Here is a 22,203-nt window from a genome sequence, read left to right on the forward strand (position 1 = left end):
CACGAAGGGCCCCTTCCTCCCACCAGCGGGAGGAAGGGGCCCTTCGTACCGCGTGCCGGGCTCAGTTCCAGGTGCGGGCGCGCAGCGGCAGGCCCGAGGCGCCCGAGTCGGGCGTCTTCACCGCGATGACCTGGTTGACGCCGATGCGGTTGCGCTCGAAGGACAGCGCGGAGGCGGCCATGTACAGCCGCCAGACCCGGGCGCGGCCGGCGCTGACCAGCCGGCCCGCGGCGGCGTCCCAGCCGGCTTCCAGGTTGGCGACCCAGCGGCGCAGGGTGAGCGCGTAGTGCTCGCGGATCGACTCCACGTCGCGCACCTCGAACCCGGCCCGCTCCAGCTGGGTGACGGTGGTGCCGACGGGGGCGAGTTCGCCGTCGGGGAAGACGTAGGCGTCGATGAACTCGTCGACGTTGTACGCGGACTCGTCCCGCCGGGGGCGGCGGGCGATCTGGTGGTTCAGCAGCCGTCCGCCGGGCTTGAGCAGCCTGTGCAGGTCGGTGGCGTACTCCAGGTAGCGCTCGGCGCCCACGTGTTCGGCCATGCCGATGGAGGAGATCGCGTCGTACGGCCCGTCGGCGACGTCCCGGTAGTCCTGGACGCGGATCTCCACCCGGTCCGTGAGCCCCTCGTCGGCGACGCGCTTGCGGGCGTACGCGGCCTGCTCGTGGGAGAGGGTGACGCCCACGACGTGCACGCCGTGCTCACGGGCCGCGTGCACCGCCATGGACCCCCAGCCGCAGCCGACGTCCAGGAGGCGCTGACCCGGCGCCAGGCCGAGCTTGCGGCTGACGAGTTCGAGCTTGTCGTGCTGGGCGTCCTCCAGGGTGCCGCCGTCGGCCGGAGGGGACGGCCAGTAGGCGCAGGAGTACACCATGGAGGGGCCGAGGACGAGTTCGTAGAAGTCGTTGCCCACGTCGTAGTGGTGGCTGATGGCCCGTCTGTCGCTGCGCTTGGTGTGCAGGTGGCCGCGGGCCCGGCGGACCTCCTCCGGCGGCGGCGCGGGCGGCAGCGGCGGCCCGGCGAGCCTCAACAGGCCGCGTACGGCGGCGCGCACCTCGGGATCGCGCAGCGCCTCGACCAGCGTGCGGGCATCCTCCCCGCGCTCCCAGATGAGGCCGGCCATCAGGTCGAGGGCGGTGTAGAGGTCGCCCTCGACGTCCAGGTCCCCGGCCACCCAGGCGCGGGCCAGGCCCAGTTCCCCCGGCTTGAACAGCAGGCGGCGCAGGGCCCTGCGGTTGCGGACGACGAGGGTCGGCGCGCCCGGCGGCCCCGACTGCGAACCGTCCCAGGCGCGGATGCGCACCGGGAGAGGTGCTCCCAGCAACTGTTCGAAGAGGGTCTGCAGCCGCAGCGCGGCGTCAGCCATGGCATACCTCCGTGATGAGCGATCCCGGAATGTGCAACACCACGTAAACACCGGGGAGGCCGCCGTACAGTCCCCGGCGCGCGTTACGACTCGGCAAAATAGCTGTACACACCAACGGCTTTGTCGCCCCCTCGGCGCAACGCGAAAGCGGTGCGGACAGGGCGCGGACAGGGTGCGGGCACGGCGGGGACACGGCGCGCGCGGGCAGCACGAAGGGGCCGCCCGCACCACGGATGGCGGGCGGCCCCTTCGGGGTACTGCTATGAGGTACCGCGCGGAGTCAGGAAGCCTTCGCCTCGGTCTTCTCGGTCTTGCCGGCGGCCGGCTTCTCGCCGGCCTTCTCGGCGCCCAAGGCGCCCTTGTCGGCGGCCTTCGGCGCGGCCGGCGCCGGCTTGGCGGCCTCGTAGAACTCCTCGCGCGGCGTCTCCATCGCGCCGAGGGAGACGACCTCGCGCTTGAGGAACATGCCGAGCGTCCAGTCCGCGAAGATGCGGATCTTGCGGTTCCAGGTCGGCATCGCGAGGCCGTGGTAGCCGCGGTGCATGTACCAGGCGAGGCGGCCCTTGAGCTTGATCTTCATCTTGCCCATGACGATCATCGCGACGCCCTTGTGCAGGCCGAGGCCCGCCACCGCGCCCTTGTTGGCGTGGCTGTACTCCTTCTGCGGGAAGCCCCGCATGCCGGAGATGACGTTGTCGCCGAGGACCTTGGCCTGGCGCAGCGCGTGCTGGGCGTTCGGCGGGCACCAGGCGTTCTCGTTGCCCGCCTTGCGGCCGACGAGGTCCGGCACCTGGGCGTTGTCGCCCGCGGCCCAGATGTAGTCGGTGCCCTGGACCTGGAGCGTCGCCTGGGTGTCGACGTGACCGCGGGGACCCAGCGGCAGGCCGAAGCGGGAGAGCGCCGGGTTGGGCTTGACGCCGGCCGTCCACACGATCGTGTGGGAGTCGACCTCCAGCCCGTTCTTCAGCACGACGTGGCCGTCGACGCAGGAGTCCATGGAGGTGGAGAGGTAGACCTCGACACCCCGGCTCTCCAGGTGGTCCTTGCCGTACTGGCCGAGCTTGGGACCGACCTCGGGGAGGATCTTGTCGGCGGCGTCCACGAGGACGAAGCGCATGTCGTCGCGGGAGACGTTGGTGTAGTACTTGGCCGCGTCGCGGGCCATGTCCTCGACCTCACCGATGGTCTCCGCGCCGGCGAAGCCGCCGCCGATGAAGACGAAGGTGAGCGCCTTGCGGCGGATCTCCTCGTCGGTGGTGGAGTCGGCCTTGTCGAGCTGCTCCAGGACGTGGTTGCGCAGTCCGATGGACTCCTCGATGCCCTTCATCCCGATGCCCTGTTCGGCGAGGCCGGGGATCGGGAAGGTGCGGGAGACCGCGCCCATCGCGATGACCAGGTAGTCGAAGGGCAGCTCGTACGCCTCGCCGACCAGCGGGGCGACGGTGGCGACCTTGCGGTCCTGGTCGATGGTGGTGACCCGGCCGGTGAGGACCTCCGCCTTCGGGAGCACGCGCCGCAGGGGGACGACGACGTGCCGCGGGGAGATGCTGCCGGCGGCGGCTTCGGGGAGGAAGGGCTGGTAGGTCATGTACGACCGCGGGTCGACGACGGTGACGGTCGCCTCGCCGTAACGCATCTTCTTCTGGATGCGTCGAGCTGCGTACAGGCCTACGTACCCACCGCCTACTACGAGGATCCTGGGACGCTCCGTGGTGCTCATGCCATCGAGTATCCACCCGTCTCAGGGGGGTGGTTCGTGCGCCCCTTCACAAGGTTCGGTGGAGGCTGTGCTACCATCCGCCGCCCACGTGACGGAGATCATGGCGGGCGAAGGAACCAGCGTGTAGAGGGCTCCGTTGTCAATGCCGCGTGAGCTGCGCCTCCGCGATCCCGGGGCCGTGAACCACCGCTCCCGCAAGGCTCCTCGACACCCCCTCGAAGCACCGTCCTGAACACGTTCAAAGGGCAGTTGAAGCCCCAAAAGGGTCAACGGCCACGCTTTCTTCGCCCGACAGGGCCCAATTCCTTGTGAAGAACTTCACGAACTTCGCGGCGCGCGACGCGCCGAGGGGCCCGCAGGACCCCCCGACAGCCGCTCAAACGTCGTCCGCCCTGCTCAGCCGACCACCGCACGCCCCCTCGGGGGCCTCACGCCAGCGACCACGCGATGCCGTCGAGGATGTCGTGTTCGCTCACCACGACCTCCTCCGCGCCCGTCCGTTCCATGATCGACAGCAGTACGAGGGCGCCCGCGCCGATCACGTCGACGCGGCCCGGGTGCATGGAGGGCACGGCCGCCCGCTCGGCGTGGGTGGAGCGCAGCAGCCAGTCGGTGATCTCCCGGACCCGGTCGCGCGAGACGCGGGAGTGGTGGATCGCGGCCGAGTCGTACTCGGGCAGCTCCTGCGCGATCGCGGACACGGTCGTCACCGACCCGGCCAGCCCGACCAGCGTGCGCGCCTCGCCCAGCGGCACCGTGCGCCCGGCGAGGTCCAGGGCGGCCTCGATGTCGGCCCGCATCGCCGCGATCTGCGCCTCGGTGGGCGGGTCGGTCACCGCGCCGTCGTGCACCAGGTGCCGCTCGGTCATCCGGACGCAGCCGACGTCCACGGAGCGGGCGGCGCGCACGCGGCCGTCGCCGACGACGAACTCGGTGGAGCCGCCGCCGATGTCGACGACCAGGTAGGGCGTGTCGAGGTCCGCGCGGCCGGTGAGTTCCTTCGTCGCCCCGGTGAAGGAGAACTCGGCCTCCTGGTCGCCGGAGATGACCTCCGGCTCCACGCCGAGGATGTCCACCACCCCGCGCACGAAGTCGTCCCGGTTCTCCGCGTCCCGGGAGGCGGAGGTCGCCACGAAGCGCAGCCGCTCGGCGCCGTGCGCCTCGACGACCTCCGCGTACGCGCGGCAGGCGGCGAAGGTCCGCTCCAGCGCCTCGGGGGCCAGCCGTCCGGTGCGGTCGACGCCCTGCCCGAGCCGCACGATGGTCATGCGGCGGTCCAGGTCGGTCAGCTCGCCCGTCTCCGGGTCGGCGTCGGCCACGAGCAGCCGGATGGAGTTCGTACCGCAGTCGACGGCGGCGACACGGGTCACTGGGCGTCCTCCTGGTCTTTCTGGCCGGTGCCGGTGCCGACGGCGTCGGTGGGCGTCACGCACGGGCCCTTGCGCCACCACTCGGGCAGCATCGCGATCGCCTCGTCGCCCAGCGGGTTGACGCCGGGGCCGGCGGCCAGCGAGTGCGCGACCAGCACGTGCAGGCACTTCACCCGGTCGGGCATGCCGCCGGCGCTCGGGAAGCCGGTCAGCTCCTCGATCTCGTCGCGGCGCCGGACGTAGTCCTCGTGCGCGGCACGGTAGGCGGCGGCCAGCACCGGGTCGGCGGCGAGGCGCTCGGTCATCTCCTTCATCACGCCGTTCGCCTCCAGCGTGCCGATCGCGGAGGCCGCCCTCGGGCACGTCAGGTAGTACAGCGTCGGGAAGGGGGTGCCGTCGGGCAGCCGCGGGGCGGTCTCCACGACGTCCGGCTGCCCGCAGGGGCAGCGGTGCGCGATGGCGCGCAGCCCGCGCGGCGGACGGCCGAGCTGCTGCTGGAAGGCCGCCACGTCCGCGTCGGTCGGCTCGGTGCGCGGGGTGGTCGGCGGGGGAGTCTGCATGGCTGTCTTCTGCTGGTCTTCCTGTTGAGTCGCTGCCGGCGCGCCGCTGTCACTGCCGGCGGGCCGGTATCACTGCCGGGGCCGGATCACTGCCGATGGGCGACGGCGTCGGCCTTGTCGACCCCGTCCCAGACGTTGCGGTACCAGGGGCGGTCGGCGGCGCCGAGCCCGGTGCGCGTCTGCTCGGCCGCGTCCGGGTCGATGACGACGAACCCGGACTCCCCCGGCATCACGTAGTGCAGCCGCAGCCGGACCTGCTGCTCGGCGTAGGCGTCGTCCTGCCAGCGTGCCTTGAGGTCGCGCAGGTCCTCGACCCGCTGCCGGGTCTGCCGCTGCTCCTCGCGGAGGTCGGCGATCTCGGCGCGCTGGGCGACGTACTGCCGGATCGGGTAGGCGAGCGCCACGACGAGCGAGCAGAACACCATCGCCAGCAGCGCGGCCCGGCCGGTCAGCCGGGAGCGGCGGGCCTGGCGCTTGGTCTGCGAGCGGTAGACCCGGGCCGCGGTCTGCTCCCCGATGATCCGGATCCTGGTCGCGGTGGAGAAACGGTCCCGGTCCTTCACCGCCATGCCCGCGCCTCCGCCTCTGCGTCGTCCGTCAGTCGTCCCTGATACGCACGTCCGTGGCACGGGCGTCGTCCGTGTCACGGACATCCGTGACACGGGCCCTGCGTGCGTACGTCCCCGCACACGGTACGGGACCGAGTACGGGGACGTACGTACGACGCTGCCTCTTGCGGGCGGTCGGCCCTGAAGCCGGGTCAGCCCTTGAGGCCGGTCGGGCCTCGGCGCGGGTCGGGCCTCGGCGCGGGTCAGGCCTTGAAGCGGGGGAAGGCGCTGCGGCCGGCGTACACCGCGGCGTCGTCGAGGATCTCCTCGATGCGCAGCAGCTGGTTGTACTTGGCGACGCGCTCGGAGCGGGCCGGGGCGCCGGTCTTGATCTGGCCGCAGTTGGTGGCGACGGCCAGGTCGGCGATGGTGACGTCCTCGGTCTCGCCGGAGCGGTGGGACATCATGCACTTGAAGCCGTTGCGCTGGGCCAGCTCGACGGCGTCCAGGGTCTCGGTCAGCGAACCGATCTGGTTGACCTTGACGAGCAGGGCGTTGGCCGAGTTCTCCTCGATGCCGCGGGCCAGGCGCTCGGGGTTGGTGACGAACAGGTCGTCGCCGACGAGCTGCACCTTGTCACCGAGCTGGGCGGTGATGGTGTTCCAGCCGTCCCAGTCGTCCTCGAACAGCGGGTCCTCGATGGAGACCAGCGGGTACGCCTCGACCAGCTCGGCGTAGTAGTCGGTCATCTCGGCGGCGGTGCGGTTCTTGCCCTCGAAGGCGTAGGAGCCGTCCTTGTAGAACTCGGACGCGGCGACGTCGAGCGCGAGGGCGATCTGCTCGCCGGGGGTGTAGCCGGCCTCCTTGATCGCCTCAAGGATCAGGTCGAGGGCCTCGCGGTTGGAGCCGAGGTTCGGGGCGAAGCCGCCCTCGTCGCCGAGGCCGGTGGCCAGGCCCTTGCTCTTCAGGACCTTCTTGAGGGTGTGGTAGACCTCGGCGCCCCAGCGCAGGGCCTCGGAGAAGGACTCCGCGCCGATCGGGGCGATCATGAACTCCTGGATGTCCACGTTGGAGTCGGCGTGCGAGCCGCCGTTCAGGATGTTCATCATCGGCACCGGGAGCAGGTGCGCGTTCGGGCCGCCCAGGTAGCGGAAGAGCGGCAGGTCGGACGCCTCGGAGGCGGCGTGGGCGACGGCGAGGGAGACGCCGAGGATGGCGTTGGCGCCGAGCGAGCCCTTGTTGTCGGTGGCGTCCAGGTCGAACATGGCCTGGTCGATCAGGCGCTGCTCGGTGGCGTCGTAGCCGACCAGCTCCGGGCCGATCTGCTCGATGACGGCGAGGACGGCCTTCTCGACGCCCTTGCCGAGGTAACGGCCCGGGTCGCCGTCACGGAGTTCGATGGCCTCGAAGGCACCGGTGGAGGCGCCGGACGGGACGGCGGCACGCCCCGTGCTGCCGTCGTCGAGGCCGACCTCGACCTCGACCGTGGGGTTGCCTCGGGAGTCCAGGATTTCCCGGGCTACGACGACGTCGATGGACGGCACGAGCATCTCCTTCTTCAATGTGACGCTTCGGTGTGACGCGCGGGTCCGCAGGACCGCGGCGGCTCTGCGGGACCGAGCCTAACCGGCTCGGGGCGATCGGCCATCCGATCGTCCGTGCGCCGGACAGAACCGAGAGTAAATTGTTTCCGAACGGAACAAAGACGTTTCCGAAAACCCGTCGAAAACACGTTCGGGATCAGCGCCCCGGTGCGGGCGTGAAAAACCCGCCCCGGTGCGTACGGGGGAACACGCACCGGGGCGGGAGTCTCGGGGCCGCTGCTTACTTGAGGTGCAGCTGCTGGCCCGGGTAGATCAGGTCGGCGTCGTCGACGATGTCGTCGTTCAGCTTGAAGAGCTTCTCCCAGCCGCCCTTGACGTCGTGCTCCGCCGAGATCGAGCTGAGGGTGTCGCCCTTGACGACCTTGTACTCGCCGTCGCCCTTCTCGACCTTCTTGCCGGTCGGGGTGGTGACGGTCTTCTTCTCGGCCTTCTGCTCCGTCTTCTGCTCCGCGGCCGGACGCTCGGAGGAGCGGGAGGCCTTCTGCTCGGAGGAGCGCTCGGCGGAGTCGCCGCCCTGGCTCTGCGAGCTGCCGGAGCCGCTGTCCTGGCTCTCGGAGCCGCCGCCGGTGTACGCGGCGCCGGACAGTCCGGTGCCGCAGACCGGCCAGGCACCCTTGCCCTGACCCGCCAGCACCTTCTCGGCTATCTCGATCTGCTGGGCCTTGCTCGCCTGGTCGGCGCTGGACGCGTACTGCGTACCGCCGTAGCCGGCCCAGGTGGAGGCGGAGAACTGCAGACCGCCGAAGTACCCGTTGCCGGTGTTGATGGACCAGTTGCCGCCGGACTCGCACTGGGCGACGGCGTCCCACTCGGACGCGGTGGCGGCGGAGGCGTTGCCGGCCGCCATCAGCGGGGCGGCGACGGCGGCACCGGTGACGCCGGCGACGGCGATGACACGGGTGGCCTTGGACGGGCGACGGTGCTTGCCCTTGCCGGAAAACAGCATGGTTGATCCCCTCACCGACGCCTGCGAGGTGAGCTGTCGGGTTCGGGCCGGTTGAGTTGCCCGGCCGGGTTCCTCGCGGAACTCGGCTTCACCCCTAGCCGCTCCGGCTCAACTGCCCGGTGCGGCACTTACCTTGGGTCCCCCGCTCCTGCCTTCGGCGCTTGACGCGACGACTGTTCCCGTACGGCCGCTGGCAGGATTCGGCGTTGCGGCTGTCGGGGCCCGCGGTGGCGAGCGGTCATGACCGTAGACATGCGCTCCACGGAATATCAAAGACGATCACGGCTTCTGAGACCTATCTCTCACGAGATCCAAAACGGACATACAGTCTCTAACCGTGACGCGAACTCCCTCTGCTTTTCGCCCGATTCGCCCGTGACCGTGAGCGTCTGACCGGGCAGGACGCAGTCGTGGTCCGCACCCGCGACTCGCTACTTGTCGCCGTAGAGCGCATGCCATCCGCCGTCGACACCGAGGGAGTCGGCGATACCCCAGAGGTTGTCGCCAGATCGGACGATGTAGGAGTCGTCACCCTCGCCGGACCCACCGCTCGAGGCGTGCCGTCCCCCCGTCCAGTCGGTGAGGCCCCGCTTCGCCGTGTCCGCACCCTCGTTGGCGCTGTCGCCGCGGTGCCGGCCCGGGCTGGTCGCACCCTGGCCGCCCCGGTTGTCGACACCGGCCGACGGGCTGCTCCCGGCCGGCGTACCCGACGTGTCGGACTGGTCCCGCTCGGTGGACGAGTCCGCGGACGGAGTGCCGGACGAGGAGGAGGAAGAAGAGGAGGAGGGAGAAGAGGGCGAAGGGGACGAGGAGGGCGTGCCCGAGGGCGACTGGGTCTCCTCGGTCGAACCGGACGGGGAGGGCGACTCGGACGACTGCGGCGACTCCGACGACCCGGTGGCGTCCCCGGATCCGGGCGACTTGGTCTCGCTCTTGTCTTTGGAGGTGTCCGAGTCCTTCGACGTGTCGGCACCGGACGTGTCCGAGCCGCCGTCCAGGATGCCCGAGTCGTTGCCCAGGCCCGCGAGCAGGCCGCAGGTCGGCCAGGCGGCGATGCCCTGGTCCGCGTAGAGCTTCTCAGCGACCTTTATCTGCTGGGAGCGGCTGGCCTGGTCGGCGCTGGACGCGTACTCCAGGCCGCCGTACTGCTCCCACACCTCCTGCGACAACTGCAGGCCGCCGGAGTAGCCGTTGCCGTTGTTCTGGCTCCAGGCGCCGCCGGTCTCGCACTGGGCGATCTGGTCCCAGGCCGACGCGTCGGCCGCGTGGGCGCCGGCCGCGCCGAGCAGCGGGATGGCGATGGCGGAGCCGGTCACTCCGGCGGCGACGACCAGGGCGGGGGCCTGGCGGGGGCGGCGATGACGACCGTTCCCGGAGAGCATGCGACGACCTTTCACAAGACGACGGGGACCGCGCGGCGCGTGATGCTCTTCGCCACACTGATGCGTGAACGTATAGGCAGATCATCGGTAGTCACAAGTTAATGCCGCACAGATCACGTGAAGATCACAAAGTTGAGCGCGTGTCACTTTTGCATTGACGACGCACTGTTGTCGTCCGCTGACCGAGGCGGGGTGAACGAAACCGGCAGAGTACGCAGACCGCGCATGATGAGCCCGCCACGCCGGCGCAATTCGGCCGGATCGGCGGCGAGGCGCAGATCCGGGAGCCGGGTGAGGAGCGTGGCCAGCGCCGTCTGCCCCTCCAGCCGGGCCAGCGGGGCGCCCAGGCAGTAGTGGATGCCGTGGCCGTACCCGAGGTGCTGGCTGTCGCGGCGGGAGAGGTCCAGGGTGTCCGGGTCGCTGAACCGCTCCGGGTCCCGGTCGGCGGCGGCGAGCACGACGAGGACGGGGTCGCCGGCCGCGACACCCTGTCCGCCGAGGGTGAGCGGCCGGGTGGCGAAGCGCCAGGTGGCCAGCTCCACCGGCCCGTCGAAGCGGAGGAGTTCCTCGACGCCGGTCTCCAGCAGGCCGTGCTCGCCCGCGGCGAGGGAGTCCTGGAGCCGCTCCCGCTGCCCGGGGTGGGTGAGCAGGGCGTAGGTGCCGTTGCCGATGAGGTTGACGGTGGTCTCGAAGCCCGCGAAGAGCAGGATGAAGGCCATCGCGGCGGCCTCGTTCTCGGTGAGGTGCTCACCGTGGTCGGAGGCGCGGATCAGGCCGGATATGAGGTCCTCGCCGGGGCCGGGCTCGGGCGGCAGCGCGGCGCGCTTGCGGTGGATGAGATCGGCGAGGTAGCCGCGCATCTTCTTCACCGACCGCGCGACCCCGCCCCGCGGGCCGCCCTGGTGACGGATCATCATGCCCGCCCAGTCCCGGAAGTCGTCCTGGTCCTCGCGCGGGACGCCGAGCAGGTCGCAGATGGCGTAGATGGGCAGCGGGAAGGCGAACTCGTGGATCAGGTCGGCGGAACCGGAGTCCGCGAAGCCGTCGATGAGGCCGTCGGCCAGTTCCTGCACCCGCGGCGCGAACTCGGCCACCCGGCGGGGCGTGAACGCCTTGCTGACCAGTCGGCGCAGCCTGGTGTGGTCCGGCGGGTCGATGTTGAGCAGGTGGGTCATCAACTCGGCCTTCCGCTCCCCCGGGATGCCGGTCTTGCCCTTGGCGTGCGCGGGCCCGTCGTGGTGCGCCGGGTTCTTGGACAGCCGCGGGTCGGCGAGGGCCTGCTTCGCGTCGGCGTACCGGGTGACCAGCCAGGCCTCCACGCCGCTGGGCAGCCGGGTGCGGTGCACGGGGGCGTGCTCACGCAGCCAGGCGTAGGCGGGGTACGGGTCGTTCGCGAACTCCCAGGAGAACAACTCGGGAACGGGCCCGGTGACCTCGCGGTCGGCGGGGGCGGGCGCGGTGACCTCGCGGTCGGCGGGGGCGGCGTGGTCGGCGGCGGAGGCGCGGTCCTCAGTGGCGGGCGAGGAGCCGTCGGCGGGCGGTTGGCCGGAAACAGGCGTGCGACCGGCGCCGGACGGAGGGCCGGAAACAGACGGGGGCCCGTCGGCGTGCGAAAGGCCGGAAACAGGTGGCGGTCCGTCGGCGGGGCGGGGGTCGGGAGCGGGCGGGTGGCCGGTCACCCCTCGACCTCCCGGATCGCGTCCCGGTACGCGCGGGCCGCCGCTCGCAGCGCCGCCTCCGGGTCGGTGCCCTCCGCCTCGGCGCGGGCCGCCAGGGCGAGGAGTTCGTAGCCGATGCCCTCCCCGGCGGGGAGCGGGACCGCGAGGTCCGCGGTACGGACGCGGGAGGCGAGTTTGGCGGCGAGGGCGAGGCCCGGCTGGCCGAGGGGGACGCCCTCGGTGACCGAGGTGCGCTGCTTCTCGACGGCCTTGACGCGCAGCCAGTGCTCGCGGACCTCCTCGGGGGTGGAGGCCGTCTCCTCGCCGAAGATGTGCGGGTGGCGGCGGATCAGCTTGTCGACGATGGTGCCGGCGACGTCGTCGACGGAGAAGGGCGCCTCCAGGTCCTCCTCGGCGATCCGCGCGTGGAAGACGACCTGGAGGAGCACGTCGCCCAGTTCCTCGCGCAGCCCCTCGCGGTCGCCGTCCTCGATCGCCTCGACGAGTTCGTACGCCTCCTCGATGGCGTACTTGGCCAGTCCCTTGTGGGTGCGCTCGGAGGACCACGGGCATTCGACGCGGATGCGGTCCATGACCTGGACCAGATCGAGCAGGCGGGCGCCCGGGAGGTCGTAGGAGGCCGGAAGCAGCTCCAGCTCCGGCATGTGGACGCGGCCGGAGCCGGCGAGCCGGGCCAGTCCGTCGGTGAGCGCGGGCTCGCCCTCGCCGGTCGCCACGACGACCGCGGTGCGCCCGCCGGCGCACGCCTCGACCAGTTCCTCCGCGCCGGGGGCCGCTTCGTCGACCCGTATCCCCGCCTCGCGCAGATAGGGCAGCTGGGGATGGGCCCCGTCGGCGCACAGCACGCGGTCGGCGGTGCGCAGCGCCTGCCAGGCGGGCCAGGAGAGCAGGCCGGGGGCGACGCGGTGGCTGGTGGTGAGCAGGACGATACGGCCCTGGCCGGCGGGGGACGGATCGGCGGTGGTTGCGTTCACTCTCCGAACGTAACGCATGGGGCCGACGGCCCCCCGAGTTGTCCACAGGGCCGCGGGAGCGGCCCGGCGCGGGCGTCCTAGGCGGTCTGCTGCGAGGGCTCCGCCTCCGCGACCTCCCGCACCCACGGGGTCTCGCTGTCGACCCGGCCGGCCTTCTGGACGTCCCACGCGCCGTAGCGCGGGTTGAGGTCGATGTCGAGCTTGTCGGAGGCCTTGGACAGGGCCTGCCAGAACTCGGGGCGGCTGGTGTCGGTGCCGAGGCTCTCGGCCAGCTTCTGCGCCTCCAGCTGGACGCGGAGGTTGTCGTCGAGGCGCCCGGGGGCGACGCCGTACTGCTGGAGCCAGACCGTCTCCAGCTGCTCGGCGCCCCCGGCCTGGTCCTCCAGGTCGCCGCGCATCGCCTGTACTTCCTTGCGGCTGACGCTCACGTGGGCGTCCGCCGCGGCGCTGTGCAGCACCCGGTCGAGGACCATGCCGTGCAGGGTGTCGCGGGTGAGGGCGCCGCTCCTGGCGACGACCTGCTGGTACTGGCCGTCGTCCGGGACGGCGGCCCGCTGCGCCTCGCGCACCTCGTCGACGCGGTTCTCCAGCTGGGAGACGGTGATCCGCTGGTCGCCGACGACGGCCGCGGCACCCGGGTGCGCGTCGTTGCCGCAGGCGGTGAGCAGAGGGGCCGCGGTGGCGATCGCGGCGGTGAGGAGGAGCGCGGAGCGACGGCGGCGGTGCAAGGAAACCTCCCGAGGAGAGCTTGTGCGGCGGTGCACAAAGTCTTGCGATGATCGATGTTAGGCAGTGGCCCGGCTCTGGCCAACCCATTGGACCAACGATTCACCAGGACAACGATTCACCCGGTCTTCGGGCACCGCCTCACACCGGCCGCCCGTCAGCCGCCGCACTGGCGCTGCATCGCCTCGCGGTCCGCGGTGGTCACCGCCAGTTCGTACTTGGTGGCGACCTGGGCGAAGCGGACGGCGTACGCGCAGCGGATCGACTTGTCCGGCGGCAGCCAGGAGGCCGGCCCGGAGTCGCGCTTGGCGGAGTTGGCGCCGCCCTCGACGGGGAGGAGGTTGAGCGGGTCGTTGGCCAGTTGCTTGCGCTTGTTCTCCGGCCACCGCGAGGAGCCCATCTGCCAGCTGTACGAGAGCGGCACGACGTGGTCGATCTGGACCTCGCTCGCCTTCTGCTTGCGCCACTCGATGCTGGTCCCGGTGTACGGGTCGTCCAGCGTCATGGCGACGACCACGCAGTCGGAGCCGGACTTGAAGCGCACCTCCTGCCCGTCCCGCTTCAACAGGTCGTTCCGCGTGTCGCATCCGTTGCGGGCGAACGGGACGCCGTCGGCGGTGTCCATCCAGGCGTAGCCGAACTCGTCGCGGTCGTACCCGGTCTTCGGGCCGCGCCCCTTGGTCTTCAGGCCGTCGACGAGGTCGCGGGCCTTCGTCCGGGGGCCGTCTCCGGTGACCGGGGCGAGGCCCGGTTCGGTGCCGTCCGGGTTGTTCAGCGGGCTGGCGGCGTGGCCGGCGGCCGGGGCCTCGGCTCCGCCGCCCGAGGCCGGGGCGCTGTCCCCCTCGGCACCCTCGCAGCCGGTCACCAGGGCCAGAGCGAGGGCCGCTGCCACGGCCCCTCCGATACGAATCCTGCCGTGCCGCCTCATGCGTGCCCCTCCCCTGGTCGTCCGCCGGTACCACCGTAGCGACGGAGAGGTCCAGACCATAGCGGTCCTTAAGGGGCTCTAGTGGGCATGCGGGACATATCTGTCGTACGGTCGACAGTGAGTCACGTCTCGGAAGGAGCTCTGCATGGGCATCCTCGACAAGGTGAAGAACATGGCGGGCAAGAACAAGGAACAGTCACAGAAGCTGTCCGACGCCGCCGAACGCCAGGTCAACCAGAGGACCGGCGGCAAGTACAAGAAGCAGGTCGACTCCGCGCAGCAGCAGGCCGAGAAAAAGCTCGGCTTCGGGCGCGGCGGCGACCGCGAGCAGCAGTAGCTGCCGCGTCTTGGACATGCCGGAAGCCGTCCACGGGGCACTCCCGTGGACGGCTTCCGGCACGTCAGGACGTGTCCGACGGGTCCCGGCTGCTACGGGGCCGGGAGCGGCGGCCTGCGATCCAGGACCCCCGGGGCCGGGGCCCTACGAGCCCGGGATCGAGGTCAGGAACTCGCCCACCCAGCCGAGCAGTTCCCGGCCGACCAGCGGCTTGCCGCCGACCTTCGCGGTCTTCGGGCGCGGTACGAGCACCTGGTGCGTGCCCGCCTTGATGACGCTGCCGGGGTAGAGCCGCTTGAGCCTCAGCTCCTGGGACTCGCGCAGCTCCACCGGCGCGAAGCGGATGTTGTTGCCTTGGAGCACGATCTCGCCGACGGCGCACGCCCGCGCGAGCATGCGCAGGCCCGCCACCAGCAGCAGGTTCTCCACCGGCTCCGGAAGTTTGCCGTAGCGGTCGACGAGTTCCTCGCGTACGGACCTGATGTCCTCCTCGCTGTTGGCCGACGCGATGGACCGGTACGCCTGGAGCCGCAGCCGCTCGCCGGGGGCGTAGTCGTGCGGGACGTGCGCGTCGACGGGCAGCTCGACCTTGACCTCCAGCGGCGGCTCCTCCTCGACGCCGCCCTCCAGCGAGGCCCGGTAGTCGGCGACGGCCTCGCCCACCATCCGCACGTACAGGTCGAAGCCGACGCCGGCGATGTGGCCGGACTGCTCGCCGCCGAGCAGGTTGCCCGCGCCGCGGATCTCCAGGTCCTTCATCGCCACGTACATGCCCGCGCCCATCTCGGTGTGCTGGGCGATGGTCGCGAGGCGCTCGTGCGCGGTCTCCGTCAGGGGCTTCTCCGGCGGGTAGAGGAAGTACGCGTAGCCGCGCTCCCTGCCCCGGCCGACGCGGCCGCGCAGCTGGTGGAGCTGGCTGAGACCGAAGTTGTCGCCGCGCTCGACGATGAGGGTGTTGGCGTTGGAGATGTCGATGCCGGACTCGACGATGGTCGTGGAGACCAGCACGTCGTACCGCTTCTCCCAGAAGTCGACCACGACCTGTTCGAGGGCCTGCTCCGACATCTGGCCGTGGGCGGTGGCGATGCGCGCCTCGGGGACGATCTCGCGGAGCCTGGCCGCCGCGCGGTCGATGGACTCCACGCGGTTGTGGATGTAGAAGACCTGGCCCTCGCGCAGCAGCTCGCGGCGGATCGCGGCGCCGATCTGCTTGTGCTCGTAGGGGCCGACGAAGGTCAGGACCGGGTGGCGCTCCTCCGGCGGGGTGGTGATCGTGGACATCTCGCGGATGCCGGTGACCGCCATCTCCAGGGTGCGCGGGATGGGGGTGGCGGACATGGTCAGCACGTCGACGTTGGCGCGCAGCTTCTTCAGCTGCTCCTTGTGCTCGACGCCGAAGCGCTGCTCCTCGTCGACGATGACCAGGCCCAGGTCCTTGAACTTCGTCTCGGAGGAGAAGAGGCGGTGGGTGCCGATGACGATGTCCACCGAGCCCTCGCGCAGGCCCTCCAGGGTCGCCTTGGACTCGGTGTCGGTCTGGAACCGGGAGAGCGCCTTCACGTTCACCGGGAACTGCGCGTACCGCTCGCCGAACGTCCCGAAGTGCTGCTGCACCAGCAGCGTGGTGGGAACGAGTACGGCGACCTGCTTGCCGTCCTGGACGGCCTTGAAGGCGGCGCGGACCGCGATCTCCGTCTTGCCGTAGCCGACGTCGCCGCAGATCAGGCGGTCCATCGGGACCGTCTTCTCCATGTCGTCCTTGACCTCGGCGATGGTGGTGAGCTGGTCCGGCGTCTCCGCGTACGGGAACGCGTCCTCCAGCTCGCGCTGCCAGGGGGTGTCCGCGCCGAACGCGTGGCCGGGCGCCGCCATGCGCGCGCTGTAGAGCTTGATCAGGTCGGCGGCGATCTCCTTGACCGCCTTCTTCGCGCGGGCCTTGGTCTTGGTCCAGTCGGCGCCGCCGAGCCGGTGCAGGGTGGGGGCCTCGCCGCCGACGTACTTGGTGATCTGCTCCAGCTGGTCGGTGGGGATGTAGAGCCGGTCGCCGGGCTGGCCGCGCTTGGCGGGGGCGTACTCCACGACCAGGTACTCGCGGGTGGCGCCCTGGACGGTGCGCTGCACCATCTCGATGTAGCGGCCGACGCCGTGCTGCTCGTGGACGATGTAGTCGCCCGGCTCCAGGGTGAGCGGGTCGATGGTCTTGCGGCGCCGGGCCGGCATCCGCGCGCCCTCGCGTCCTGCGGCCTTCTGGCCGGTCAGGTCGGTCTCGGTGAGCACGGCCAGCCTGAGCGCCGGATCGACGAAGCCGTGGTCGATCGAACCGCAGGAGACGTGCACGACGGAGGGGCTGAGCGCGTCGAGGTCCTGGTCGAGGCGGGCGGCGATGCCCTCGCCGCCGAGGACCTCCACCGTGCGCGACGCGGGGCCGTGGCCCTCGGTGAGGTAGACCGCGCGCCAGCCGTCGGCCAGCCAGCCCTTGGTGTCGGCGAGCGCCTTCGCGGTGTCGCCCCGGTAGGTGTCAGGGGCATGCATGCCGAGCTTCAGGGTGTCCGAGTCGCCCGCCGCGTCGGCGGCGGACGCCAGCGTCTCGTCGGCGGCGAACGGCGAGACCGACCACCACATCATCTCCAGCTCGCGGGCCCGCTCGCGGATGTCCGCGATGGACCACAGCGAGGCCGCGTTCACGTCGATCGGTGCCTCGCCGCCGCCCGCGGTGGCCGCCCAGGACGCCTGCAGGAACTCCTGCGAGGTCGCCACCAGGTCGGCGGCCCGCGTCCGCACCCGCTCCGGGTCGCAGACCACGGACATCGAGCCCTTGGGCAGCACGTCCAGGAGCAGCTCCATGTCGTCCACCAGGACCGGGGCCAGGGACTCCATGCCCTCCACCGCGATGCCCTCGGCGATCTTGCCGAGCAGTTCGCCCAGCTCCGGGTGGTCCTCGGCGAGGGCGGCGGCGCGCTCGCGCACGTCCCGCGTCAGCAGCAGCTCGCGGCAGGGCGGGGCCCATAGGCCGTGCTCGGCGACCTCCAGGGAACGCTGGTCGGCGACCTTGAAGTAGCGGATCTCCTCGACGTCGTCGCCCCAGAACTCGACGCGGAGCGGGTGCTCCTCCGTCGGCGGGAACACGTCCAGGATGCCGCCGCGCACGGCGAACTCGCCGCGCTTCTCCACCAGCTCCACGCGCGTGTACGCCGCCGCCGCCAGTGCCTCGACGGCCTCCTCCAGGTCGGCGCTCTGCCCGGTGCGCATGGCCACGGGCTCCAGGTCTCCGAGGCCTTTGACCTGCGGCTGGAGCACGGAGCGCACGGGCGCGACGACGACGGAGACCGGGCCGGTCTCGGGGTCGTCGGGGCGGGGGTGGGCCAGGCGCCGCAGGACGGCCAGGCGGCGGCCGACGGTGTCGCTGCGGGGGCTGAGCCGCTCGTGCGGCAGGGTCTCCCAGGAGGGGTACTCCACGACGCCCTCGGGGGGCAGCAGGGAGCGCAGGGCCGCGGCCAGGTCCTCCGCCTCGCGCCCCGTCGCCGTCACGGCCAGCACCGGGCGGCCCGTCTCGCGGGCCAGGGCGGCGATCGCGAAGGGGCGGGCCGCGGGCGGGCCGACCAGGTCGACGTGCATGCGGTTGCCGTCTGCGGCCGCGGAGATCGCTTCCGCGAGGGCGGTGTCCTTGACGACGGCGTCGAGCAGACCGTGCAGGCTCATGGAGGGGGCGCTTCCGTCCTGGGGTGGGGCAACACGAATGACCCGACACGAGGTGAGGGCCGGGGGGTCTCCAGCGTACGTCGGTCTGCTCGGCGGTGTCGGGGCTGTGGACGACGCCGGTGCGTGGTGGGGCCGGCGTGGTGGGCGGCACCCCGGCGTCACCGTGGCCGTACCAGGGGGCTCCGCCCCCTGGACCCCCGGCCTGTGCCCACCCGCCACCCGACTCGGTCGGTCCGGAAGTGACCCAAAAGAGGCCCGCCGCCCCGCCGCGGCCTCCCGCGTAAGAGGCCCGCCGCCTCCCGCGCAAAAGGCCCGGCGCCGTCGTCCCCTGGGACGTCGGTGCCGGGCCCTCCCCCGCAACCCCCGTATGCGGTGGCTTCGGGTGCTACTCCGTCGCGATGGCGTTCAGGACGTTCATGCGACCCGCCCGGAAGGCCGGGACCAGGGCGGCGAACAGGCCCACGAAGGCCGAGCCGACGAAGACCCCGATGATCGTCGGCCAGGGGATCTCCAGGACGTTCAGTCCCTCCAGGGCGAGCAGCCGCTGCGCCGTGGCGCCCCAGCCCATGCCCAGGCCGAGCCCGAGCAGGGCACCGAAGAGGGCGATGACGACGGACTCCATGCGGATCATGCGGCGCAGCTGGCGGCGGGAGAGGCCGATCGCCCGCATCAGACCGATCTCGCGGGTCCGCTCGACCACCGACAGCGCCAGGGTGTTCACCACACCGAGGACGGCGACGATGATCGCCAGGGCGAGCAGGCCGTAGACCATGTTCAGCAGCTGGCCGATCTGGTCCTTCAGCTCCTGCTTGTAGTCGGTCTGGTCGGCGACCTGGTACTGCGGGTAGGCGTCCAGGGACTTCTTCAGCGCGGCGTACGCCTGGTCGGACTGCCCGTCCGCCGCCTTGGCGAACATGATCGTGTTCGGCGGGATCTTGTCGGCCGGCAGGTACTTCTCCATCGTCTCGATGCCGATGTACCGGGCGCCCTGGTCGATGGCCACGTCGTCGCTGGTGATCGCGGCGACCTTGAGCTCCGCCTTCTCCCCGCCCTTGAAGGCGACGGAGACGGTGTCGCCGACGTGCACGCCGTGCTTCTCGGCGTAGTCCGAGCCGACCGACATGGCGTCGGTGCCGTAGGCGGCGGAGAGCTTGCCCTCCGTCGTCGCGCGGCGCACGTCCTCGGCGTAGGTCGGGTCGGCGGCCGTCACACCGGAGTCGTCCGTCCTGCCGTCGGGCGAGGTCAGCGTGGCGTCGAGCGTCTTGTAGCGGGTGACGTGCTCCAGGCCGGGCGTGTCGTTCATGGCCTTCTCGGCCTGCGGCACGATCCGCTGGCTGCCCTGGACGATGAAGTCCGCGCCGACCGTCTTATCCAGCTCGCTGGTGGCCGAGGCGACCATCGAGGAGCCGACGACGGACAGGCAGGCCACCAGCGCCAGGCCGATCATCAGCGCGGCACCGGTGGCGCCGGTGCGGCGCGGGTTGCGCAGCGCGTTGCGCTCGGCGAGCCGGCCCACCGGGCCGAAGGCCCGCAGCAGCACCGCGCTGATCACCCGGACCACGAATCCGGCCAGCACCGGGCCGATGACGACGAAGCCGATGAGCGAGAGCACGATGCCCGCGCCGAGCATCAGCGAGCCGTCGCTCGCCTTGTCGGCGGAGGCGGCCGTCAGCAGGGCCGCGGCGCCGGAGCCGGTGAGGACCAGGCCGATCAGCCCGCGTATCCAGCCGGCCCTGCCGTCGGCCGGGGTGCCGGCGTCGCGCAGGGCGGCCATCGGGGAGACCTTGCCGGCCCGGCGGGCGGGCAGGTAGGCGGCCAGGACCGTGACGACGACGCCGAGGACGAGGCCGATGGCGGGGGTCGCCGTCTTGACGGTCAGGTCGTCGGTGGACAGGTTCATCCCCGCCGCCGACATCAGCTTCATCAGTCCGACGGCGATGCCGACACCGGCCGCGACACCGAGGACCGAGCCGACGACGCCGAGCAGCAGCGCCTCGATCAGCACCGAGCGGTTGACCTGCCGGCGGGAGGAGCCGATGGCCCGCATCAGGCCGATCTCACGGGTGCGCTGGGCGACCAGCATGGAGAACGTGTTGATGATCAGGAAGATGCCGACGAGGAACGCGATCCCGGCGAAGCCGAGCATGGCGTACTTGATGACGTCCATGAACTCGCCGATGTCCTTGCGGTCCTCGTCGGAGCTCTCCTTGGCCGTCTGCACCTTGTAGGCGCCGTCGAGGGTGCCGGCGACGGTCTGCTTGAGCCGCGCGTCGGAGACCCCGGCGGCCGCGGTGATGTCGAACTGGGTGAACCGGTCGGTGCCGCCGAGCAGTTGCCGCTGGGCGGTGGGCGTGTCGAAGTAGACGAGCGCGGCGCCCGGGTTGGTCACCGTGAAGGAGACGATGCCGACGATCTCCGCCTTGAAGTCGCCGGTCTGCGCGATGGTGCGCAGTTCGTCGCCGAGCTTCAGGCCGTGCTTGTCGGCGGTGTCGGCGTCGACCATCGCCTCGGTGGGTCCGCGCGGAGCGTGTCCGGAGGTGATCTCCAGCGACCGCTGGCTGTTCTCCGTCCAGTTGCCCGCGATGGTCGGCGCGCCGCTGGTGGCGCCCACGTTGTCGTTGTCGCGGTCGACGACGGTCACGTTCGTCGACGTGACCGAGCCCTGCGCCGACTTGACGCCCTCGACGCCGCGGATCTGCTCCAGGGCGGACGCCGGGAGCGACTCGGGCACGCCGTTCTGCGGGGTCTCCTCGCTCTTGGCGTCCTTCGGCGCGACCGTCACGTCCGCGGAGGTGACGGCGAACAGCTTGTCGAACGTGGTGTTCATGGTGTCGGTGAACACCAGGGTGCCGCACACGAACGCCACCGACAGCAGCACCGCCACCGCCGAGAGCGCCATCCGGCCCTTGTGCGCGACGAAGTTGCGCATCGAGGTCTTCACGACGGTCATGACGCACGTCCCCGGGCGTCGAGGTCGGGAGCCTGGGGGTTCTCACCGGAGATACGCAGCATGCGGTCGAGGACCGTCTCCGCGGTCGGCTGGTACATGTCGTCGACGATCCGGCCGTCGGCGAGGTACAGCACCCGGTCCGCGTAGGCGGCGGCCACCGGGTCGTGGGTGACCATGACGATGGTCTGGCCCAGTTCGGTGACCGAGCGGCGCAGGAAGCCCAGCACCTCGGCGCCGGCCCGCGAGTCGAGGTTTCCGGTCGGCTCGTCGCCGAAGATGATCTCGGGACGCGCGGCCAGGGCCCGCGCCACCGCGACCCGTTGCTGCTGGCCGCCGGAGAGCTGGTTCGGCCGGTGCTTGAGCCGGCCGGCGAGCCCGACGGTCTCCACGACCTGGTCCAGCCACGCCCGGTCGTACTTGCGGCCGGCGATGTCCATGGGCAGCGTGATGTTCTCGAGCGCGTTGAGCGTCGGGAGCAGGTTGAACGCCTGGAAGATGAAGCCGATCCGGTCCCGGCGCAGCTGCGTGAGCTTCTTGTCCTTGAGACCCGTTATCTCGGTCTCGTCCAGATGGATCTGACCGCCGGTCACCGTGTCCAGGCCCGCCAGGCAGTGCATCAGCGTGGACTTGCCGGAGCCCGACGGCCCCATGATGGCGGTGAACCGGCCGCGGGCGATGTCCACGTCGACGTGGTCGAGCGCGACCACCCGGGTCTCGCCCGACCCGTAGGCCTTCACGACCTGCCGCGCCCGCGCGGCGACGGCCGTCCGCCCTCCGGTGTCCCCGTGCGTGGGAATACTTACGGCCGATGTCATGTCAAGTCTCCTATGTCGGTCGCCGATTGAGCCGCCGGTGCCGACGGCGGACGCCGAGTGCTACCGGGGTGAGCGGCGCCACGACCCGCTGTGGGGCCCGTGCCGCCTCGCTGTGCCGTACGGCTGCGATGCGCCGTACGGCGGTGGTGTGCCGTATGCCGTGGTGCGCGGTACTGCCGTGCGTGCGTGTGGTGCGTGTGGTGCGTGTGGTGCGTGCGAAATGGTGTGTGCGTGCGTGTGCAGGGGTGCCGTGCGTGCGCCGTGCTGCTGTCCGGAAGAGTCTGACCGGAGCCGCGGGGTGAGCGCCCTGATGCTCAGCGCACTCTTCTCCTGGGGAAAACCCCACCCCCGCGGGTCCGGTTCGCCGCCCCCCAGCGGCGTAAAGCCAGACTAAGGACGCCACCGGTGCCGTCTCGTCCTCCGTCGGTACGAACCCTCCCCGAGCCGTAGTACGGAGGTACCCCTAGGGGCAGTCCACCCCTCGGTGGACCAGGCCTAGGTGTTCTGTCCGGGGAGGTTGTGGACGGGTGAGTCAGGTCTCGGCTGAGGGATCTTGAACAGGTGAGGGCCTTCCGGTTCGGTGTGGATTGCGACGTCTA

General features: G+C 71.3%; 16 protein-coding genes and 1 riboswitch. Of the genes, 1 reads left to right on the top strand and 15 read right to left on the bottom strand.

Annotated features, from left to right (window positions below; translation table 11 throughout):
- Positions 1-61: 61 nt before the first annotated feature.
- The 12 genes from IG94_RS0128425 to IG94_RS0128480 all read right to left on the bottom strand — a co-directional run bounded on the left by IG94_RS0128425 (position 62) and on the right by IG94_RS0128480 (position 13,803).
- Positions 62-1,366, bottom strand: a complete 1,305-nt coding sequence (locus IG94_RS0128425) for a class I SAM-dependent methyltransferase (RefSeq protein ID WP_031043340.1) — start codon at positions 1,364-1,366, stop codon at positions 62-64.
- A 280-nt stretch (positions 1,367-1,646) separates the two neighbouring features.
- The gene (locus IG94_RS0128430) at positions 1,647-3,086 is read right to left on the bottom strand and encodes an NAD(P)/FAD-dependent oxidoreductase (protein WP_078536078.1); all 1,440 of its coding nucleotides are present in this window, start codon (positions 3,084-3,086) and stop codon (positions 1,647-1,649) included.
- A 428-nt stretch (positions 3,087-3,514) separates the two neighbouring features.
- The gene (locus IG94_RS0128435; RefSeq protein ID WP_031043346.1) at positions 3,515-4,456 is read right to left on the bottom strand and encodes a Ppx/GppA phosphatase family protein; all 942 of its coding nucleotides are present in this window, start codon (positions 4,454-4,456) and stop codon (positions 3,515-3,517) included.
- Positions 4,453-5,016 (bottom strand): DUF501 domain-containing protein, encoded by a 564-nt coding sequence (locus IG94_RS0128440; RefSeq protein WP_031043349.1) that lies wholly within the window; start codon positions 5,014-5,016, stop codon positions 4,453-4,455. The genes IG94_RS0128435 and IG94_RS0128440 overlap by 4 nt, the downstream gene beginning before the upstream one ends.
- A gap of 86 nt (positions 5,017-5,102) precedes the next feature.
- Positions 5,103-5,585, bottom strand: a complete 483-nt coding sequence (locus tag IG94_RS0128445; RefSeq protein ID WP_031043352.1) for an FtsB family cell division protein — start codon at positions 5,583-5,585, stop codon at positions 5,103-5,105.
- A 242-nt stretch (positions 5,586-5,827) separates the two neighbouring features.
- A complete protein-coding gene (gene eno / locus IG94_RS0128450; RefSeq protein ID WP_031043355.1) occupies positions 5,828-7,108 on the bottom strand; it encodes a phosphopyruvate hydratase in 1,281 nt (426 codons plus the stop codon).
- A 280-nt stretch (positions 7,109-7,388) separates the two neighbouring features.
- A complete protein-coding gene (locus tag IG94_RS0128455) occupies positions 7,389-8,114 on the bottom strand; it encodes a transglycosylase family protein (protein WP_031043357.1) in 726 nt (241 codons plus the stop codon).
- A 3-nt stretch (positions 8,115-8,117) separates the two neighbouring features.
- Positions 8,118-8,284, bottom strand: a riboswitch (cyclic di-AMP (ydaO/yuaA leader).
- Between the two features lie 261 nt (positions 8,285-8,545).
- On the bottom strand, positions 8,546-9,496 hold the full coding sequence (locus IG94_RS38920) for a LysM peptidoglycan-binding domain-containing protein (protein ID WP_308043548.1): 951 nt from the start codon (positions 9,494-9,496) through the stop codon (positions 8,546-8,548).
- 143 nt (positions 9,497-9,639) lie between these two features.
- Positions 9,640-10,908: a cytochrome P450 family protein gene (locus IG94_RS0128465; protein ID WP_031043359.1), complete on the bottom strand. Its 1,269-nt coding sequence runs from the start codon at positions 10,906-10,908 to the stop codon at positions 9,640-9,642.
- A 263-nt stretch (positions 10,909-11,171) separates the two neighbouring features.
- Positions 11,172-12,167 carry a nucleoside triphosphate pyrophosphohydrolase gene (locus IG94_RS0128470; protein ID WP_263439431.1) on the bottom strand — a complete coding sequence of 332 codons (996 nt, stop codon included), beginning with the start codon at positions 12,165-12,167 and terminating at the stop codon, positions 11,172-11,174.
- Positions 12,168-12,226: 59 nt separating this feature from the next.
- Entirely contained in the window at positions 12,227-12,877 is a 651-nt protein-coding gene (locus IG94_RS0128475; protein ID WP_031043365.1) for a SurA N-terminal domain-containing protein, read from the bottom strand.
- Positions 12,878-13,032: 155 nt separating this feature from the next.
- Positions 13,033-13,803 (bottom strand): HNH endonuclease family protein, encoded by a 771-nt coding sequence (locus IG94_RS0128480; protein WP_031043367.1) that lies wholly within the window; start codon positions 13,801-13,803, stop codon positions 13,033-13,035.
- 145 nt (positions 13,804-13,948) lie between these two features.
- On the opposite strand from IG94_RS0128480, the gene IG94_RS0128485 reads away from it, so the two are divergent.
- Positions 13,949-14,140: an antitoxin gene (locus IG94_RS0128485; protein ID WP_031043369.1), complete on the top strand. Its 192-nt coding sequence runs from the start codon at positions 13,949-13,951 to the stop codon at positions 14,138-14,140.
- A 144-nt stretch (positions 14,141-14,284) separates the two neighbouring features.
- Here IG94_RS0128485 and mfd read toward each other — a convergent pair whose 3' ends face one another.
- The 3 genes from mfd to IG94_RS0128500 all read right to left on the bottom strand — a co-directional run bounded on the left by mfd (position 14,285) and on the right by IG94_RS0128500 (position 21,604).
- Entirely contained in the window at positions 14,285-17,839 is a 3,555-nt protein-coding gene (gene mfd, locus IG94_RS0128490; RefSeq protein WP_031043371.1) for a transcription-repair coupling factor, read from the bottom strand.
- A 385-nt stretch (positions 17,840-18,224) separates the two neighbouring features.
- Entirely contained in the window at positions 18,225-20,789 is a 2,565-nt protein-coding gene (locus IG94_RS0128495; RefSeq protein WP_031043373.1) for an ABC transporter permease, read from the bottom strand.
- Positions 20,786-21,604, bottom strand: coding sequence for an ABC transporter ATP-binding protein (locus IG94_RS0128500; protein WP_052410903.1), 819 nt, complete (start codon positions 21,602-21,604; stop codon positions 20,786-20,788). Before IG94_RS0128500 ends, IG94_RS0128495 begins: the two co-directional genes overlap by 4 nt.
- Positions 21,605-22,203 lie beyond the last annotated feature (599 nt).

It is taken from the genome of Streptomyces olivaceus, from assembly GCF_000721235.1.
GTDB classification, from domain to species: domain Bacteria; phylum Actinomycetota; class Actinomycetes; order Streptomycetales; family Streptomycetaceae; genus Streptomyces; species Streptomyces olivaceus.

Excerpts from the sequence above, each read along its gene's own strand:
- IG94_RS0128495 (WP_031043373.1), bottom strand. The coding sequence starts at position 20,789 with ATGACCGTCGTGAAGACCTCGATGCGCAACTTCGTCGCGCACAAGGGC.
- IG94_RS0128455 (WP_031043357.1), bottom strand. The coding sequence starts at position 8,114 with ATGCTGTTTTCCGGCAAGGGCAAGCACCGTCGCCCGTCCAAGGCCACC.
- IG94_RS0128470 (WP_263439431.1), bottom strand. The coding sequence starts at position 12,167 with ATGCGTTACGTTCGGAGAGTGAACGCAACCACCGCCGATCCGTCCCCC.
- IG94_RS38920 (WP_308043548.1), bottom strand. The coding sequence starts at position 9,496 with ATGCTCTCCGGGAACGGTCGTCATCGCCGCCCCCGCCAGGCCCCCGCC.
- IG94_RS0128445 (WP_031043352.1), bottom strand. The coding sequence starts at position 5,585 with ATGGCGGTGAAGGACCGGGACCGTTTCTCCACCGCGACCAGGATCCGG.
- IG94_RS0128500 (WP_052410903.1), bottom strand. The coding sequence starts at position 21,604 with ATGACATCGGCCGTAAGTATTCCCACGCACGGGGACACCGGAGGGCGG.
- IG94_RS0128425 (WP_031043340.1), bottom strand. The coding sequence starts at position 1,366 with ATGGCTGACGCCGCGCTGCGGCTGCAGACCCTCTTCGAACAGTTGCTG.
- IG94_RS0128440 (WP_031043349.1), bottom strand. The coding sequence starts at position 5,016 with ATGCAGACTCCCCCGCCGACCACCCCGCGCACCGAGCCGACCGACGCG.
- IG94_RS0128480 (WP_031043367.1), bottom strand. The coding sequence starts at position 13,803 with ATGAGGCGGCACGGCAGGATTCGTATCGGAGGGGCCGTGGCAGCGGCC.
- mfd (WP_031043371.1), bottom strand. The coding sequence starts at position 17,839 with ATGAGCCTGCACGGTCTGCTCGACGCCGTCGTCAAGGACACCGCCCTC.
- IG94_RS0128430 (WP_078536078.1), bottom strand. The coding sequence starts at position 3,086 with ATGAGCACCACGGAGCGTCCCAGGATCCTCGTAGTAGGCGGTGGGTAC.
- IG94_RS0128485 (WP_031043369.1), top strand. The coding sequence starts at position 13,949 with ATGGGCATCCTCGACAAGGTGAAGAACATGGCGGGCAAGAACAAGGAA.